This is a genomic window from Frankia alni ACN14a, assembly GCF_000058485.1.
Lineage (GTDB): Bacteria > Actinomycetota > Actinomycetes > Frankiales > Frankiaceae > Frankia > Frankia alni.
Genome location: NC_008278.1, coordinates 4,619,904 through 4,637,048, shown reverse-complemented (window position 1 = coordinate 4,637,048; position 17,145 = coordinate 4,619,904). Strand labels below are relative to the sequence as shown.

The following is a 17,145-nucleotide window of genomic DNA, read 5'->3' as shown; positions in this document are numbered from 1 at the left end:
GCACCGCGGACCACCAGCCCCGGCCTCCTTGCCCTTCCGGAGGGACGAATCGGACAGGAGACCCTCTGGAAGGGCAAGGAAGGAAGAAGGAGGAAGGAGGCAGGAGACAAGGAAGGAAGCGGCTACTTCCGCCGCACGGCGGTGCCGGCACCCGCTCCCGGCGTGGTGCGGGTCAGGCGGAGGAAAGCTGCGCGACCGCCTGTGCCACGGGCGTCTCGCCACTGACCAGCCCGGCGGTGATCCCGGCGGTGCCGGGGGCGGTGAGCAGGGCGGCGAGCACGGCGGCCACGTCCTCGCGGGGGATCTCCCCGCGGTCCACCCCGGCGGCGAGGTGCACCCGGCCGGTCGGCTCGTCGTCGGTGAGCCGGCCCGGGCGGACGATGGTCCAGTCCAGATCGCGGCCGCGGATCGTCTCCTCGGCCGCCGCCTTGGCCCGCAGGTAGGCCGCGAAGACCGCGTCCGTGCCCGCCGGCGGCGGCCCGTCGACCCCGACCGAGGAGACCAGCAGGTAGCGACGGACCCCGGCGAGCCGCGCCGCGTCGGCGAGCAGCACCGCCGCGGCGCGGTCGACGGTGTCCTTGCGGGCCGCGCCACTGCCCGGTCCCGCGCCGGCCGCGAAGACGACGGCGTCCGCGCCGCGCACGTGGCTCGCCAACGCCGCGGCGTCGATCGACTCCAGGTCGGCGAGGACGGGCTCGGCGCCCGCCGCACGCACGTCGCCGCGATGGTCGGGATTGCGGATCAGCCCGATCACCGTCGCGTCCCGCGCGCGCAGCCGGCGGCTCAGCGCCCGGGCAATCCGGCCGTGGGCCCCCGCGATCACGATCCGCACCCGCTACTCCTTCCAGCTGTTCGGCTCCGCGGCCCTTCGGTGGCCTCGTTGGCCTCGATGGCGCTCAGTGGCCCTCGGCGGCCTCGACCAGCTCGGTGAGCACCCCGCCGAGCCCCTTGGGATGGACGAAGGCGATCCGGCTGCCAGCGGTGCCATGTACCGGCGTCTTGTTGACCAGGTCGAAGCCGGTGGTGGTCAGGGCGGCCAGGGCGCTGTCGATGTCGGCGACGCCGTAGGCGATGTGGTGGATGCCGGGGCCCCGCTTGGCCAGGAACTTACCCACCGGGCTGTCCTCGCGCAGCGGCTCGAGGAGCTGGACGTAGGAGTTGCCGACCTCGCCGCTGTGCACCAGCAGCATCGCCTCGCGCACACCCTGGCGGTCGTTGTCCTCCTGGTGCACGACCTTGAGGCCGAACGCCTCCTCGTAGCGCGGAATCGCCTCGGCCAGTGAAACCACCGCGATCCCGACATGGTCGATCCTGGTCAGCACAACGCTCTCCCTGCTCCGCCGGCCCGGTGGCCGGATCATGCCGATAATGGTGCCCGAGACGGGCGGCGTCCGGGCTCGGCCTCGCGGCGGAGCTCGGCCCCGCCGCAGAGCTCCACCCCGCCGCAGAGCTCGGCCCGAGGAAGAGCCTGCCCGTTCGCGATCCCCGCGTCGACCGTTGCCGGGCAGGTGGCGCAGGTGATGACGGTCGCGGTGGGTCCGCGATCGCCCACCCGGTCGGCGGCGTCGGCGTGGACGCACCATCCGCACCGGTGCACGGAGGATCGTCCGGCGGTGCGCGGTGGGCCGAAGCGACCCGTATCGGCCCGCTGTCCGGAACGTCGTAGAGTCGTCTGTTATCAGCCTTGCTCCCGGCGTCGAGCCACTAACGTGAGGGTCACCTTGTCCACGACGCGTCGCGATCCATCCGCGCTCCGTGCGGCCCGCGGAACCACGTATCAGATAGGTGAGGTGGCCGAGCGGGTCGGGCTCTCGTTGCGCACGGTCCGGTACTACGAGGAGGCCGGGCTGCTCACGACCGCCGGCCGTACGCCGGGCGGTTTCCGCCTTTACGGCGACGAGGCCGTCGACCGGCTGTTGGTCATCAAGAAGATGAAATCCCTCGGATTCACGCTCGAGGAGATGCGCTCGCTGCTGTCCGTCCGTGACGAGCTGTCCGACCCGAAGATCTCCGACGCCCGTCGGGCCGAGCTGCGCGAGTTGCTGCGCACCTGGGTCGTGCTGGCCGAGGAGAAGCTCGCCACCCTGCGCCAGCAGGCCGGCGTCGCCGAGGACTTCGTCATCGGCCTGCACGGCGACGCCGACAGATCAGCGTGACCCAGCGCTAGGCGTCCCTCCGGTTCGGCGGCCGGCCGCGCCTGGGCGTGTAGTGCCAGGTCAGCGGCTACGGTAGGTCGGTGGGGCACATCGGCCCGCCGGATGTTCCGGCTACACAGCGCGACGGAGCGGGCTCCGGTGCACTCCGGCTGGCGCTGGATCCGACGGGTTCGGACAGTGTGCCGACGCTCGCCGCGGCCCCGCCCCGGTCTCGGCTACGGAAGATCGCGCGCGGGGCCTCGGGGAGCCGGCCTCGGCGGGGACGCACGGTGGGGCAGGGATTACCAGATCTTTACCGCTTGTGTGTAGCCGCGGATTGCCCACGCGTAGACGCTAGATATCTGAACACCAGCCGCCAAGCTCACCTGATAAGGGTTGAATTGTCCACAACCAGCAGCGCCAGGTCTTCCGCCGACGCCCGCGACGGGCGCTACGAGATCGGTGACGTCGCCACCCTGGTGACCTTGTCCCTGCGTACCGCCCGGTTCTACGAGGAGGCTGGCCTCCTCGTCGCCGTGGGCCGCTCGGAGGGCGGTTTTCCGCTCTATGACGACGATGCCCTCGATCGATTCTTTCTGATCAAGAAGATGAAGCCCCTGGGTTTCACGGTGGAGGAGATGCGTTCGCTGCTCACTCTGCGTGAGCGGATGGCGCAGCCGGGGCTTCCTCCGCAGCTTCGCGCCGAGCTGCACGACCGGCTGCAGACCTGGGTCACCCTGGCCGAGGAGAAGCTCGCCTCGCTGCAGGAGCAGGTCCGCCTCGCCGAGGACTTCATGATCGGTCTGCGGGACGACACGGCCCGGTCCCTGCGGACCGACGGCGACGCGGACGGATCCGATCGCAGTGGTCCGGCCCCGGGACTCGCCGGCGGTCGGCCGGACCTCGACGACTCGTTCCTCGACTTCCTCGACGACCCGCTCGGCGGCGACGACCGCTGACGCGCTGGCCGCTGTCAGCGCGGGGCGCTGGCCCGGCCCGGCCCGGGACGTTGGGTGAGGGATGCGGCGGCCGTGGTGCGGGCCGCACTGAGGCCTGTCTGCCAGGAGCAGATCTGCCGCAGGCAGACCGCCGGTCCGGCGGCGGCTTTTCCGGTGACCCTGGAAGGGCCGGCTTCTCGTCGTGCGCGACGAGTCCCGACCCGGCCGGCGGGAGGACACGTCTCATGATCGAAACATCGACGGCGCACGCGGGGCCCGGCATTGGCCGGGCCCGAGGCCCGGCCGCCCAGGCCGGCGGCGCCGCCACCGGCGACGACCAGGTGTTCGGTCGCCTGCTGGAGAACCGCATCGTCTTCCTCGGCGCCGTGGTGGAGGACGCCGTCGCCAACGCGATCAGCGCGAAGCTGCTGCTGCTGGCCGCGGAGGATCCGACCTCGGACATCCACCTCTACATCAACTCGCCGGGCGGTTCGGTGAGCGCCGGCATGGCGATCTACGACACGATGCAGTACGTCGGCAACGACGTGGCCACCGTCGCTCTCGGCTTCGCCGGTTCGATGGGCCAGTTCCTGCTCTGCGCCGGTGCCGCCGGCAAGCGGTACGCCCTCCCGCACGCCCGGATCATGATGCACCAGCCGCACGGGGGCATCGGCGGCACGGCCGCGGACATCTCCATCCAGGCCGAGCAGATGCTGTACACGAAGCGGACGCTGCAGCAGCGCATCGCCTTCCACAGCGGCCAGACCGTCGAGCAGATCGAGGCCGACTCCGACCGCGACCGGTGGTTCACCGCCGAGGAGGCCCGCGACTACGGGCTGGTCGACCACGTCGTCGAACGGGCCGACCAGGTGCCCAGCGGCGTCGGCGGTGCCGGGATCGGCCCGCGCCGCGCGGCCGGCCGCACCGGCTTCGGCCCGGCGGGGAGCGCCCGATGACCGCCGCCCGGCCGATCCACGCGGGCGGCGGCGCGCCGTCCGCCCGCCATGTCCTGCCCAACATCGTGGAGCGGACGTCGCGCGGCGAGTACGGCATGGACCCGTACTCGAAGCTGCTCAAGGAGCGGATCGTCTTCCTCGGCGTGCAGGTCGACGATGTGTCGGCGAACGACGTGATGGCGCAGTTGCTGTTCCTGGAGTCGGAGGATCCGGACCGGGACATCTCGATCTACATCAACTCGCCGGGTGGGTCGTTCACGTCGTTGACGGCGATCTACGACACGATGCAGTTCGTGCGGCCGGACATCTCGACGATCTGCATGGGGCAGGCGGCGTCGGCGGCGGCGGTGCTGCTGGCGGCGGGGACGCCGGGCAAGCGGTTCGCGCTGGAGAACAGCCGGATCCTGATCCACCAGCCGTCGGCGCAGGGGGAGGGCCAGTCCAGCGACCTGGAGATCCAGGCCCGCGAGATCCTGCGCGTCCGCGCCCTGCAGGAGACCCTGCTCGCCCGGCACACCGGCCGCAGCGAGACCGAGATCCGCCGCGACACCGAACGCGACAAGATCTTCAGCGCCGCCGAGGCCAAGGAGTACGGCCTCGTCGACGACGTCATCACCAGCCGCAAGTCGACCACGGTCCGCCCCGTAACCGGCGCGGCGTGACCTCACCCCGGTGATCCGACCGCGGATCATCCCGTCAGGTCGGATCACCGGGCGGTGTCCTGAATCTAGGTTTCCAGATTGATCGTAGGTTGTGGTGACAGGCGCTTGAGAAGGACCGTTCGTTCGACGACCGCGGAATCTGGTAATGCCACGGATCATCGCGCAGTGGAATGTGTGCCATGAGACTGCTCGTCCTGGGTGGTACCGCCTGGCTCGGTCGGGCTGTGGCCGAGGCGGCGCGCGACGAGGGTGACAACGTGGTGTGCCTGGCCCGTGGTGAGTCGGGTGAGGCCGCCGAGGGTGTGCAGCTGGTTCGCGGTGATCGTCGCGATCCGGCCACCTACGATCTCCTGCCGGGGGAGTTCGACGCGGCGGTGGATGTGTCTCGCCAGCCTGGGCAGGTGCGTGGCGCGGCAGCGGCGTTGGAGCCGCGCTGCACACTGCCGGTGGACACGAAGATGAAGTGCGAGCGCCCGGACCACCGAGTTTCGGCGCCTCGATTCGGCAGCACCGCTAGGGTGATCGTGTGGACCAGGATGGCCGGCCACCTCTCGGCTCGTCGTTCGGCGCCGCGGCGGTGGCGTACGCCGAGCACCGCCCGGACTACGCCCAGGCGGCGGTGCGGTGGGCGCTCGGGCGCGCGCCCGGTCCGCGCGTGCTCGATCTCGGCGCTGGAACCGGCAAGCTGACCGCCACGCTGCTCGCGCTGGGCGCCGACGTCATCGCGGTCGAGCCCGACCCGGCGATGCTGACCGAACTGCGCCGCGCACTGCCGGCCGTCCGTGCCCTGCCAGGCAGCGCCCTGCCGATGTTGACCTGCGTGCTGCGCGTCCGGCGGCTGTGAAGGTCATCGACGATCGACAACGCGCTACGGAGACCTCTGACTCCCCACCGGCGCCAACCGCCGCTGTGGAGGGTTCGACGCCGACGCTCAGGTCAGTCCGCGGCCGCGGTCACGGCTGCCTCGGGCAGGACCGGCGCCCAGGGCCACGGCGGGTCGGGGATGGTGCGGCGTAGTGCCGGGGCGACCTCGGACTGGAAAAGCTCGAGGCTCGCGCGGTGCTCGGCGGGGGGCAGGCCGCCGGCCTCGGCGTGCAGGTGCAGCACGCTGTGGCCGAACTGCTCGTGGTAGCGGTGGACCTTGTCGATGATCTGCTGGGGGCTGCCGATCAGCGCGGAGCTGCGTTCGATGAAGTCCTCGAGGGTCGGGAACACCGGCTCCATCCCCATCGAACGTTGGAAGGCGAGCTGCCCGGCGAACACAGGCGCGTAGGCGGCCACGGCGTCCTGCGAGCGGGGGGCCACGTGGAAACCGGCCGTGCCGGCGCCGACCGCGGCCAGCGCCGGGTCGTGGCCGTACTCCGCCCAGCGCTGCCGGTAGTAGTGGACCAGCTCGGCGTAGGGCTCGATCGGGTTGGTGACGTTGGCGGAGAACAGCGGGTCGCCGTAGCGGGCGGCGAGGTCCACCGATTCCCGGCTGGTGGCGCTGCCGTGCCAGACCCGGATCGGCTGCTGGTACGGGCGCGGCCAGACCTCGGCCTCGTGCAGCGCGGGCCGGTAGCGTGGCTGCGCGGTGATCGTGTCCTGCCGCCAGATCTGGCGGAACAGCTCGTAGGACTCGGCGTTGCGGTCCCACTGGTCCTCGGGGGTGACGTTGAACAGCTCCCGCTGCGCCGTGCCGTTGCCCTTGCCGATGATCAGTTCGAGGCGGCCGTCGGAGAGGTTGTCGAGGGTGGCGTAGTCCTCGTACGCGCGCACCGGGTCCAGCAGGCTCAGGGTCGTCACCGCGGTGAACAGCCGGATGCGCGAGGTGCGGGCCGCGAGGTGGCTGAGCACGACCGGCGGCGAGGAGGAGATGAACGGCCGTTCGTGCCGCTCACCGACGCCGAACCCGTCGAAACCCAGCTCCTCGGCGAGCACCGCGCTGTCGACCACCTCGCGCAACCGGTCCCGGGCGGACGGCGTGATGCCGGTGACCGGGTCCGGCCGATGAACAATCAGGGTGATGACCAGGAACCGCATGCCGCCCTCCCGGGGTGTCCGACGGTCAGCCTGCGAGGACGACCGAAGCCGACCGGCGGACGGTCGGCCCGCCCACAGGCCGTGGGTTCGTCGGCCCGCCGGGCCGGCCGGCACAGACGGGGAGCCCGCGGCGGGCGGCGCGGATTGCTCCGGCGGCGCACCCGGGGGAGGAACGGCGGCCGACCCGCGCGCCGGCCGGCACGACGACCCGGCCCGCGCCAAGCACGGCCTCGTACCCGGCCGAGAGCCCCAGGTTCGGCGACACGCCGTGCTGGTGCGCCGACGAGGCGAGCCCCGGACCGGTGACGGTGCCGTCGCCGTCCCAGATCGCCGCCTCGTCCCCCGCGAGTAGACCGTCCCCCGCGAGCAGGCCGCCCGCCGCGGCACGGGGTTGGAACGGGAGTGACGCCCACGAAGGGCGCGAGACGCTCAGCTGCGCGGTGATCGGCTGGCCGACCTCGGCCGGCGGGGCGGGCGGCGCGGCGGGGGCGATCTCGGGCTCGACGCGGGCGAGTTCGAGGCGTACCTCGTCGAGCAGGTCCGTCAGGCGCACGCCGAGCGCGCGGCAGATCGCCGCGAGGATCTCCGAGGAGGCCTCCTTGCGGCCCCGTTCGATCTCGGACAGGTAGGGCGTCGACACCAGCGCCGCCGCCGCGACGTCGCGCAGGGTGCGTTGCTGGGCCAGCCGGCGGCGCCGCAGCGCCTGCCCGATCAGCCCGCGCAGCAGCGGCACCTCGACCTGCTCGGCCATCGCCACCCGGACCACCTTCCGACGCCCGCGGAACCGCTCAGAAGCCGAGGGTATCCGCTGCCGCGTCGTCTCATCCGCTGATGTCGCCGTCCGGTCCGTCCAATCCGTCCCGCCCGCCCGGCCCCTTGGATCCGTCCAGTCCGCGCAGGTCGTCACGGCGGATGCAGCAGTGCACGCCGACGACCTGGTCGACGACCTGGCTCACCGCGAAGTCGCCGGCGGCGGACAGGTAGGCCAGGGCGACCTGCGGCGGCAGCGCGAACCGTTCACGCAGGAACGCCACGGCGTTGCGGGTGGCCGCGCGCATCGCCTCGCCGAGGTCCGGGTCGAGCCCGGCGACGATGTGCAGCGCGTCGGTCTGCGCCCACGGCGCGCTCAGGGCTCCGGCGGTGCGGCGCACGGACTCGTCGGAGTGCACGGTCAGGCGCAGCAGGGCGCGCAGCGGTGCCTCGAACGCGGTGAGCGCCACCTCGCCGTCGCCCTGGGCGAAGTGCGGATCCCCGGCGTAGAACAGCGCGTCCGGGACCTGGACGGGCAGGTAGAGACGGGCGCCGACGCCGAGGTGGCGGATGTCGAGGTTGCCGCCGTGCGGCCCGGGCGGCACCGAGTGGACCGGTCCGGTCGTCGCGACCGCGACCCCCATGATCCCGAGGAAGGGGCGCAGCGGGAAACGGATCTCGCGGCCGTCGCCCACGGGCAGCACCCCGGCCTCGCCGCGGGTGTGCGCGACCAGGCACACCGGCGGCACCGCGGCCCCGGGCGGCAGGCCCGGCGGCGCGATCGGCATCTCGCCGGGCAGCGCCCCCCGTCCGTGCCGGTTGCTGATCACCCCGTAGGGGGCCCGGCGGACCAGGTCGAGCACCTCGACCTCCAGGACGTCCCCCGGCCGGGCCCCGGCCACGGCCACCGGGCCGGTGACCACGTGCGGGCCGGCGACGTCGGGCTGGTGGCGTCGGCCGCTGCCCGCCAGCGCCAGTACGTCGTCGAGCAGCGCGTCGGCCGGAATGCCCGCGGCGCCGAAGAAGGCCCGCGGATCGCCGCCCTGGTCGGCGAGCAGGCCCTCGTGGCTGATCGTGTCGATGCGGACGGCCTGCCCGGAGGGCACGGTCAGCACCGGTCGGCTCGCCGCGTTCGGCAGCAGCCCCCACCAGACCTCGTCCGGCCGGGACGGCAGGTAGGGCTCGCCCGCCGGGACCCCGATGCCGCTGTGCAAGACAGTCACGGGCCGGAACCCTGCCACGCCCCGATGTCGGCGTCGTTACCGTCGTGACCAGCGCATCCCTGGCCGCATCGGGTAGCCGCGACGCCCACCGGCATCGCGGGCGGGCGTCGTGGGCGGGCGTCGCTGGCTGGCCTCCCGAGCTGCCGGGCTGGCATCCCGAGCTGGCATCCCGGGCAAGCATCGCGATCGGGTCGGCGCCCAGGGCGGTCGCCACCGGGCCGCAACGGCTCGGTAATGCCGCGGCAAACGGCCGGCCGCAGGATGTTCGCGTGGTCAACATCCGGCTGGGTGGCCCCCGGAACTCGTGGGCGGTGTCGTCCGAACACGTCGATCTGCGCCGCGCCCCGGTCGCGCCGCTGCCGGTCACCGTCGACGCCCGCCCGCAGCGGCTCACCCTCGACCTGACCCGCACCGCCGTCGTCGTCGTCGACATGCAGAACGACTTCTGCCATCCCGACGGCTGGCTCGCCTCGATCGGCGTCGACATCACCCCGGCGCGCCGGCCCATCGCACCGCTACGCCGGGTCCTGCCGGTGCTGCGCGCCGCCGGCGTCGCCGTCGTCTGGCTGAACTGGGGCAACCGGCCGGACGCGGCGAACCTGCCGCCCGGCGTGCTGCACGTCTACAACCCGGACGGGGCCAGCGGCGGCATCGGCGCGCCGGCCCGCCCCGGCGGCAGCCCGACGCTGCAGGCCGGTAGCTGGTCGGCGGCGATCGTCGACGAGCTCGCGGCGCAGCCCGGCGACGTGCACGTCGACAAGTACCGGATGAGCGGCTTCTTCGACACGCCGCTGGACGCCGTGCTGCGCAACCTCATGGTGACGACGCTGCTGTTCGCCGGAGTGAACTCCGACCAGTGCGTGCTGGCCACCCTGACCGACGCGGCCTGCCTCGGCTACGACGTCGTGCTGCTCGAGGACTGTGCAGCGACCACGTCACCGCCGTTCTGCCACGACGCCACCGTCTACAACGTCGCCCAGTGCTTCGGGTTCGTCGCCTCCTCGGCGTCGTTCACCGACTCCCTCGCTGATCCCGTCGATCCCGTCGCTTTCGCCGAGTCCGCCGGGCAGGGGTGAAGCCGTGCCGACCACCCCGATCCTGATCACCCCGGACGCCCTGGAGATGCACCACATCAGCGCCGGGGACACCGTGCGCCTCGGCGTGCTCGCCGGGCCGGAGGTCTCGCCGGTCACCGTCATCCTGGAGTCCTGGGACGTCGGCGGGGCGCAGCCGCCCAACAGTCATCCGGCGTCCACCGAGCTGTTCGTGTTCCTGCGCGGGCACGGGGTGGCCGTCTGCGACGGCACCGAGGTCGCCGTCGCCGCCGGCGGCACGCTGGTGCTTCCGCCCACGTCCCTGCACCACATCACCAACACGGGACCGGGCCGGTTGTATGCGCTGACCCTGATGAGCCCGGACGACGGGTTCGCGGCGATGGTGCGCCGCGGGCCCCTCGCCGGTACCGACGACGAGGACCGCGCCGTCCTGGCCGCCGTGCCGTCCACCGTGCCGTCCACCAGGCCGTCGACCGTGCCGTCCACCGCGCCATGACCGGCGTCGACGCGGTGGCGGTTGCTGCGGCGGACTGGTTCGCGCTGCGGCCCGTCGCGGCCCGGACCTGGCTGGTCGCCGAGCCCGGCCACGTCAACTGCTTTCTGGTCGAGGGCGACGAGCGGGCGGTGCTCGTCGACACCGGGCTGGGGCTCGCCGACGTGCACGCGGCGGCCCGGTCGTTGACCGACCGGCCGATCCTTGCCGTCAACTCCCACGGTCATGACGACCATCGCGGCGGCAACTGGCTGTTCCGCGACGTCGCGGCGCACCCGCTGGCGACACCGGCGGTGACCGCACCGGTGCCCGCCGAGCGGCTGACCGCCTACCTCACCGTCGCCCGCGAGCAGTACGCCGCCTACGCCCGGCTGCGCGCCGACGACGAGCGGTTCTTCCACCTGCTCACCGAGGAGACGACGCCGCGCCCGCTGCCACCGTCCGCCGACGCCTGGACCGTGCCCGCGGGGCCCGCGCCGGTCGCGCTGGCCGACGGCGAGCGCATCGACCTGGGCGGCCGGGAGCTCACCGTGCTGCACACCCCCGGCCATTCGCCGGACTCGCTGTGCCTGTTCGACGAGCGCGACGGCCAGCTGTTCGCCGGCGACACGCTCATCACCGGCGACTTCTGGGTGCACATGCCCGACGCCGAGGTCGACGTGTTCGCCGCGACCCTGCGCAGCCTCGCGTCGCGGCTGGCCGGCTCGGTGCGGGACATCTACCCCGCGCACACGCTGCGGTACCGGGTCGGCCCGGACTTCCTGCGCCGCACCGCGGACGCGTTCGAGGCGGTCGCCGCCGGCAAGGCGCCCGGCCGCCCCGGCACCGACCTGCTGCGCCGTCCGGCGCTGCGCCACGACTTCGCCGACTTCAGCATTCTGCGTCCCCTCGGCGTTGAGACGGCGGCGGCCGCGTCGGCGGCGGCGGCCGTCTCGGCGGAGGAGGGGGCGCAGGCGGAAGAGGGGGCGCCGGCGGAGCTGGCCGCCATCGACCCGGCACTCGGCGCCGCCTTCGCGGCCTACGAACGGGCCCTCATGGCCGGGGACGTGGCAACCCAGCAGGCGTCCTTCTCCACCGGTGCGGACGTGGTGCGCGTCGACGGGGACGGGCCACTGGTGGGGCCGTCGGCGCTCGCGGCCTACCGGGCAGCCCGGCCCACCCCCGGCCCGCGCCGGCTGCGCGCCCTGCACGTGGTGCGCAGCCCCGGGGAGACCGTCGTCACCGTGTCGACGAACGAGCGGCTGGGACCTGACGGCCGGATCGTCGGCCTCAGCACCCAGACCCAGGTGTGGGCCCGCACCGACGACGGCTGGCGGGTGATCGCCGCCTGCGTCTCCCCGATGAGTGACGGGAACCTCTCCGGTGCTCCGGTGGCCGGCGCCTCGTGGGCCGGCGTCCCGTCGGCGGACCCGCCGGGGATGGAACCGCCGGAGGGGCGTCGGTGAGCCTGGACGACGGGTGGCCGCGGGCTGTGTGGCGGGAACACGGTGACCCGCTGCTGGCGCCGACCGGCTGCGGCCCGCTGGACGGGCTGCGGGTTGCCGTGAAGGACCTCTTCGCCGTCGGCGGGTACCGGATCGGCGCGGGCAACCCCCGATGGCTCGCCGAGGCGCCGGTGGAGCCGGTTGACGCGCAGGCCGTCCGGGCGCTGCGGGCCGCGGGCGCGGCGATCGCCGGGATCGCGCAGACCGACGAGCTCGCCTTCTCCCTGTCCGGGGCGAACGTGCACTACGGCACCCCGCCCAATCCGGCGGCCCCCGACCGGGTGCCCGGCGGGTCGACCAGCGGGCCCGCCTCGGCGGTCGCCGCCGGGCAGGCCGACGTCGGGCTGGGGACCGACACGGCCGGGTCGATCCGGGTGCCCGCCTCCGTCTGCGGGCTGTACGGGCTGCGGCCGACGCATGGCACGGTCGGGGCAGGCGGCGTGCTGGGGCTCGCCCCGTCCTTCGACGCGGTCGGCTGGCTCACCGCCGATCCGGGCCTGCTGCGCGCGGTCGGCAACGTCCTGCTGCCGCCGCCGGCAGGTGCCCCCCGGCCGGCGGCGCGGCTGTTCGTGGCGGGGCCGCTGCCGGCCGCGGCCGTCGGCACGCTCACCGACGCGCTGGGAGCGGACGTCCGCACCGGGGGAGTCCACGAGCTCGGCGACATCCCGGGACTGGTCGCGGCGTTCCGCGTGGTGCAGGCCGCCGAGGCGTGGCGGCTGCACGGTGCCTGGATCACCGCGCACCCCCGCGCGCTGGGTGCCGACGTCGAGGAGCGATTCCGGTTCGGCGCCGGGGTCGACGCGGGCGCCGAACGCGTCGCCCGACGCCAGATCGCCGCCGGGCGGGCGCGGCTGCTGGACCGGCTCGGCGCCGACACCTGGCTCGTGCTGCCCGCCGCCGGCGGTCCCGGCCATCTTCGCGGCAGCGGCGCGCGTGATCGGGACGCCTGGCGCCAGGCGACGCTAGGCTGCACCGTTGTGGCTAGTGCGTACGGCCTGCCGAGCTGCGTCCTGCCGACCCCCAGGACCCAGGGCGGACCGGTGGGACTAGCCCTGGTCGGCCCGCCCGGCGCGGACCGGGGGCTGCTCGACGCGGTGGTGGCCGCCGCCGCGGCCGCGTCGTGACCGCTTTCGCGGAGGATGTGGGCGTCCGGCTCGGCGGGGCGGTCCGCGCGCAGCGGCACGCACTCGGCCTCACCCTCGTCGACGTGGCGGGCCGGGCCGGCCTCAGCCATCCCTTCCTCAGCCAGCTCGAGCGGGGGCTGGCCCGGCCGAGCATGCGGTCGCTGACCGCGATCGCCTCCGCGCTCGGGACCAGCGCCCAGGCCCTGATGGCCGCGGCGGAGGCGAACGTCCCCCTCGTCGAACCGGTCAGCGTGGTGCGCCACGACACCGTCGCCGTGGACTCGCCCGGCGGGTCGGTCCGCAGCCTCGTGCGCGGCGCCCGGGCGATGCTGCCCTCGGAGTACACCGGCGCCCCGGCGTCGTTCCACGACTACTTCCAGCACGACGGCGAGGAGTTCGTCTACGTCGTCTCCGGCCGCATCGAGGTCGACGTCGACGGCGTGCTGCACACCGTGGCCGCCGGCGAGAGCGTCTACTACGCCGGGGGAGTGCGCCACCGCTGGCGCGGCCTGGACGGCGAGCAGGTGCGCCTCGTCGTCGTCCAGCAGAACGCCTGACCCCCACCACCTGGGCGGCCATACGTTTAGCGCCGCCGAAATTCGGAGCTGACGGCCCCGTCACGCACCCGCGCGACGATGTTGATCCCGTCAACATTCGGAGGCAGCGTGCGGATCGGCGTGTTCCTCTTCGGCGGCGTCGAGATGGCCGACGCCGGGCTCGGTGGCACCGAGCCCACCGAGCGCCGCTACGACCAGGCGGCGATCGAGCACGCCCACCGGGAGCTGCTGTCCTGCGGGGAGCTGGCCGAGCGGCTCGGCTACGACAGCTTCTGGCTGACCGAGCACCACTTCCAGCACGAGGGCTACGAGGTCGTGCCGAACGGCCTGATGTTCGCCGCCTTCCTCGCCGCCCGCACCGGCCGGATCCGGATCGGGACGATGTTCAACGTGGTCGGCCAGTGGCATCCGTTGCGCCTGGCCGAGGACTTCGCGCTGCTGCACAACCTCAGCGGCGGGCGGGGAATCCTCGGCGTCGGCCGCGGGACCGTGCCCCGCGAGATGCTGCCGCTGACGGCGGGAGCGGTGTCCGTCGGCTCCTACGACAACCCGTCGGCGGCGGCGGCCGACCGGCTCAACCGGGAGATCACGGAGGAGAGCCTCGACGTCCTGCACGCCGCGTTCACCCACGAGCGGTTCAGCTACTCGGGCAGGCACTTCTGCGTGCCGCCGCCGGGGATCCCGGACCGCGGCGGGGAGGTCCGCGAGCTCACCCTGGTGCCCCGTCCGCGCTATCCGTTCCAGACCTGGCAGGCGGTGACCAGCCCGCCGACGCTGCGCGCCGCGCCGACCCGCGGCTTCGGCGGCGTCTTCTGGCTGCGCGAACGACACCGCCTCGCCGCCGACTGGCGGGCGTTCGCCGAGACGTTCGAGCAGGTCCACGGTCGGCCGCTCGAACGCGGGGAACGGCGGATGCTCGTGCTCAACGTCGCCGTCGGCGACACCCGCGCGCAGGCGATGGCCACCGTCCGCGCGGGCCATGACGAGTTCTGGCGCTTTCTGGCCCCCTACGGCTGGGGTCGGGGCTATGTGGGCCCGGACGGGCGGCCCGCCGACGGCTCGTTCGTCCCCACTCTGGAGGACTCGATGGCGCAGGGGCCGTGGGCGGTCGGCACCGCCGACGACGTCGCCGCGCACATCGTCGCCCTCGACGACCTGCTCGGCCTGACCGACCTGGTGATCTTTCCGGGCATGCCCGGTGATCCCTACGACCGGGTCCGGGAGCAGATGGAGCGCTTCGCCCGCGACGTGGCCCCCCGGCTGCCGACCGCGGCCCCGGCACGCACCCCCGCTTCGGGCCGGCCTGGCCCGTCCCCGTCCGAGGAGCCTGCATGAGCCGCCACTTCGCCGATCTACGTGCACCCGAGGCCGCCGGGCTCTCGCCGGACGCGGTCGCCGTGCTGCCCGTCGGGTCGATCGAGCAGCACGGCCCCCACCTGCCGCTGTCGACCGATCTGGTCGTCGCCGAGTCGCTCGCCCGGGATGCCGTCGACGCTTTCGGTGATGCCTGTGACCTGTGGCTGCTGCCGGCGCTGGCCTACTCGAAGTCCAACGAGCACGCCTGGTCGCCTGGCACGATGTGGTTGTCGGCGACGACGCTGCTCGCGGTCCTCGACGACCTGGCCCGCTGCCTCGCGACCACCCCGGTGCGCCGGCTCGTGTTCCTCAACGGCCACGGCGGCAACAGCGCGCTGCTGCAGGTCGCCAGCCGCGACGTCCGCCTCGCGCACGGGCTGCGCACGTTCGTCATGCACCCGTCCCTGCCGGCGGACCACGGCGGCACCTCGCCGGCCGCCGAGCTCGGCATGGGCATCCACGCCGGCATCGACGAGACCTCGCTGCTGCTGCACCTGCGTCCCGACCTGGTCCGCCTCGATCTGGGGGTGCGCAGCGTCCCCGAGCAGCTCGCGTCGTTCGACCGGGTCCGTTTCGGCGGTGCGGTCTCGTTCGGGTGGCTCAGTGACGACTTCGGCACCGACGGAACGATCGGCGACCCGACCGGGGCCACCGCGGAGCGCGGCAAACGGCTCTACGAGGCGATGGTGGTCGCGGCGGGCCAGTCGCTCGCCGAGATCGCCCGGTTCGACCCGCGACCGACGCGGTGACCCGCACCGCCCAGTGCCCCCCGTCCGGGCTGTCCTCCGCCGACGACCTGCCCGCGAAGGCGGACGTGGTCGTCGTCGGGGGTGGTCACAACGGGCTGACCTGCGCCGCCTATCTGGCCCGGGCGGGCTGGTCGGTCGTCGTCGTCGAGGCCCGCGGCGAGTTCGGCGGCTGCGCCGCGACCGTCGACGCGATCGGTGCCCGGGTGAACATCTGCAACTGCGACCACACGATGGTCCTGGCCAGCGGGATCGTCGACGACCTCGAACTCGGCGCGTACGGGCTGCGCTACCTCGACGTCGACCCGATGGGCATCGCCGTCGGCTGGGGCGACGAGCCGGCGTTCGTCCACTGGCGCAGCGTCGAACGGACCATCGACGGGCTGGCCCGCACGGACCCCGCGGCGGCGGCCGCCTACCGGCGCTACCTGGACGTGGCCCTGCCCGCCGCCCGGCTCGTGCAGTCCGTGCAGGGCACCCGCCCGAGCACCGCGGCGATCGCGGCGACCGCCGCGCGGCGCCGCCTGCGCGGCAGCGCCGCGGTGCTGGACTGGGCCCGGCGCAGCCTGCTCGACGTGCTGACCTCGTTCGGTCTGCCGCCGTGGCTCATCGCCGCAGCCGGCACGAACGGACCGGCCGTGTGGGGCCTGGCGCCGGACGCGCCCGGCAGTGGGCTGGGCGCCCTCGGCTTCGCGATGCGCCACCTCGTCGGCGTCGGCCGCCCGGTGGGCGGCAGCGGCGCCCTGCCCGCGGCGCTCGCCGCCTGCGTGCGCGCCCACGGCGGCCTGCTGGTCACCGGGGCCCGGGTGGGCGGTGTCCTGGTCCGCGACGGTCGGGTACGCGGCGTGCGTCTCGACGACGGCCGCGAGGTCAGCGCCCCGACGGTGGTCACGGCGACCGATCCGCGCACGCTGCTCGTCGACTGGCTCGACGGCGTGCCGGCCGCCGCCCGGCTGCATGCCCGCTGGGCCGCGGCGCCCGCGGTCGACGGCTACGAGTCCAAGGTTGACGCGGTCGTCACCGCCCTGCCGGCGCTGCGCGCGGTGGCGCGGATCGGTGCGGACGTGCTGCCCGCCGAGGCCCGGCAGGTGCCGACGACGATCGTCAGCCCCACCGTCTCCCAGCAGGTCGCCGCCGCGGCGGCGCGCGGGCGCGGGCTGGTCAGCGACCCGCCCATGTTCCTCGTCAACACGCCGTCGGTGCTCGACCCGTCGTTGCGGCCGGCCGCTGACGCGCACCTGCTGAGCCTGGAGGTCCTGTGGACGCCGTACACGCTGCGCGGCGGCTGGACCGACTCGACCCAGCCGTGGTCCTGGCTGCGCCGGCTGGCCTCGTTGGGTGACCCGGGGCTGGTGGCATCCGTGCGGGACTGGCGCGCGATGACCCCGCCGGACTACGAGCGCGAGTTCTCCCTGCCCCGCGGGTACGCCCCGTCCTTCCCGGGCGGCGTCGTCGCCGCGCTGCTCGGCCGCCAACGCGAGCTCAGCCGCTACCGCACGCCGGTGGCCGGGCTCTACCTCACCGGCGCCGGGACCTTCCCCGGCGCCGGTGTGTGGGGCGCCAGCGGCCGCAACACCGCCGAGGTCGTCCTCGCCTCCCGTCGCCGGGACCGTTGAGCCGAGCCGGCGCGACCGGCCGACCGGA

General features: G+C 74.0%; 18 protein-coding genes. 13 read left to right on the top strand and 5 right to left on the bottom strand.

Annotation, left to right across the window (positions count from 1 at the left end; all coding sequences use genetic code 11):
* Positions 1 to 172 precede the first annotated feature (172 nt).
* Both FRAAL_RS18695 and mce read right to left on the bottom strand, forming a co-directional pair.
* On the bottom strand, positions 173 to 832 hold the full coding sequence (locus FRAAL_RS18695; RefSeq protein ID WP_011605402.1) for an NAD(P)H-binding protein: 660 nt from the start codon (positions 830 to 832) through the stop codon (positions 173 to 175).
* Between the two features lie 64 nt (positions 833 to 896).
* Positions 897 to 1,322 carry a methylmalonyl-CoA epimerase gene (gene mce, locus FRAAL_RS18690; protein WP_011605401.1) on the bottom strand — a complete coding sequence of 142 codons (426 nt, stop codon included), beginning with the start codon at positions 1,320 to 1,322 and terminating at the stop codon, positions 897 to 899.
* Positions 1,323 to 1,721: 399 nt separating this feature from the next.
* Between mce and FRAAL_RS18685 the strand changes: the two genes are divergently transcribed.
* From FRAAL_RS18685 to FRAAL_RS18665, 5 genes are all read left to right on the top strand, one after another.
* The gene (locus tag FRAAL_RS18685) at positions 1,722 to 2,156 is read left to right on the top strand and encodes a MerR family transcriptional regulator (protein WP_041940731.1); all 435 of its coding nucleotides are present in this window, start codon (positions 1,722 to 1,724) and stop codon (positions 2,154 to 2,156) included.
* Positions 2,157 to 2,536: 380 nt separating this feature from the next.
* Positions 2,537 to 3,094: a MerR family transcriptional regulator gene (locus tag FRAAL_RS18680; protein WP_011605398.1), complete on the top strand. Its 558-nt coding sequence runs from the start codon at positions 2,537 to 2,539 to the stop codon at positions 3,092 to 3,094.
* Between the two features lie 224 nt (positions 3,095 to 3,318).
* Positions 3,319 to 4,029: an ATP-dependent Clp protease proteolytic subunit gene (locus tag FRAAL_RS18675; RefSeq protein ID WP_041939476.1), complete on the top strand. Its 711-nt coding sequence runs from the start codon at positions 3,319 to 3,321 to the stop codon at positions 4,027 to 4,029.
* Positions 4,026 to 4,691: an ATP-dependent Clp protease proteolytic subunit gene (locus FRAAL_RS18670; RefSeq protein WP_011605395.1), complete on the top strand. Its 666-nt coding sequence runs from the start codon at positions 4,026 to 4,028 to the stop codon at positions 4,689 to 4,691. Before FRAAL_RS18675 ends, FRAAL_RS18670 begins: the two co-directional genes overlap by 4 nt.
* Before the next feature lie 526 nt (positions 4,692 to 5,217).
* Positions 5,218 to 5,535, top strand: coding sequence for a class I SAM-dependent methyltransferase (locus FRAAL_RS18665; RefSeq protein WP_231861085.1), 318 nt, complete (start codon positions 5,218 to 5,220; stop codon positions 5,533 to 5,535).
* A gap of 92 nt (positions 5,536 to 5,627) precedes the next feature.
* Here FRAAL_RS18665 and FRAAL_RS18660 read toward each other — a convergent pair whose 3' ends face one another.
* The 3 genes from FRAAL_RS18660 to FRAAL_RS18650 form a co-directional block, all read right to left on the bottom strand.
* Positions 5,628 to 6,713 carry an LLM class flavin-dependent oxidoreductase gene (locus tag FRAAL_RS18660; RefSeq protein ID WP_011605392.1) on the bottom strand — a complete coding sequence of 362 codons (1,086 nt, stop codon included), beginning with the start codon at positions 6,711 to 6,713 and terminating at the stop codon, positions 5,628 to 5,630.
* Between the two features lie 25 nt (positions 6,714 to 6,738).
* Positions 6,739 to 7,464, bottom strand: a complete 726-nt coding sequence (locus FRAAL_RS30575) for a helix-turn-helix domain-containing protein (protein ID WP_231861716.1) — start codon at positions 7,462 to 7,464, stop codon at positions 6,739 to 6,741.
* Positions 7,465 to 7,534: 70 nt separating this feature from the next.
* On the bottom strand, positions 7,535 to 8,686 hold the full coding sequence (locus FRAAL_RS18650; protein WP_041939475.1) for an acetamidase/formamidase family protein: 1,152 nt from the start codon (positions 8,684 to 8,686) through the stop codon (positions 7,535 to 7,537).
* 44 nt (positions 8,687 to 8,730) lie between these two features.
* Here FRAAL_RS18650 and FRAAL_RS18645 point away from each other — a divergent pair, with 44 nt between their 5' ends.
* The 8 genes from FRAAL_RS18645 (at position 8,731) to FRAAL_RS18610 (ending at position 17,117) form a co-directional block, all read left to right on the top strand.
* Positions 8,731 to 9,762 (top strand): cysteine hydrolase family protein, encoded by a 1,032-nt coding sequence (locus FRAAL_RS18645; protein ID WP_231861083.1) that lies wholly within the window; start codon positions 8,731 to 8,733, stop codon positions 9,760 to 9,762.
* Positions 9,763 to 9,766: 4 nt separating this feature from the next.
* Positions 9,767 to 10,237, top strand: coding sequence for a cupin domain-containing protein (locus FRAAL_RS18640; RefSeq protein ID WP_011605388.1), 471 nt, complete (start codon positions 9,767 to 9,769; stop codon positions 10,235 to 10,237).
* Positions 10,234 to 11,679 carry an AtzH-like domain-containing protein gene (locus FRAAL_RS18635; protein ID WP_011605387.1) on the top strand — a complete coding sequence of 482 codons (1,446 nt, stop codon included), beginning with the start codon at positions 10,234 to 10,236 and terminating at the stop codon, positions 11,677 to 11,679. The genes FRAAL_RS18640 and FRAAL_RS18635 overlap by 4 nt, the downstream gene beginning before the upstream one ends.
* Entirely contained in the window at positions 11,676 to 12,842 is a 1,167-nt protein-coding gene (locus tag FRAAL_RS18630) for an amidase family protein (protein WP_157892141.1), read from the top strand. The genes FRAAL_RS18635 and FRAAL_RS18630 overlap by 4 nt, the downstream gene beginning before the upstream one ends.
* Complete coding sequence (locus FRAAL_RS18625; protein ID WP_041939474.1) at positions 12,839 to 13,399, top strand: helix-turn-helix domain-containing protein; 561 nt, start codon at positions 12,839 to 12,841, stop codon at positions 13,397 to 13,399. Before FRAAL_RS18630 ends, FRAAL_RS18625 begins: the two co-directional genes overlap by 4 nt.
* 108 nt (positions 13,400 to 13,507) lie before the next feature.
* A complete protein-coding gene (locus tag FRAAL_RS18620; protein WP_157892140.1) occupies positions 13,508 to 14,734 on the top strand; it encodes an LLM class flavin-dependent oxidoreductase in 1,227 nt (408 codons plus the stop codon).
* Complete coding sequence (locus FRAAL_RS18615; RefSeq protein WP_011605383.1) at positions 14,731 to 15,504, top strand: creatininase family protein; 774 nt, start codon at positions 14,731 to 14,733, stop codon at positions 15,502 to 15,504. The genes FRAAL_RS18620 and FRAAL_RS18615 overlap by 4 nt, the downstream gene beginning before the upstream one ends.
* Positions 15,501 to 17,117, top strand: coding sequence for a phytoene desaturase family protein (locus FRAAL_RS18610; protein WP_011605382.1), 1,617 nt, complete (start codon positions 15,501 to 15,503; stop codon positions 17,115 to 17,117). The genes FRAAL_RS18615 and FRAAL_RS18610 overlap by 4 nt, the downstream gene beginning before the upstream one ends.
* The last annotated feature ends 28 nt before the right edge of the window (positions 17,118 to 17,145 follow it).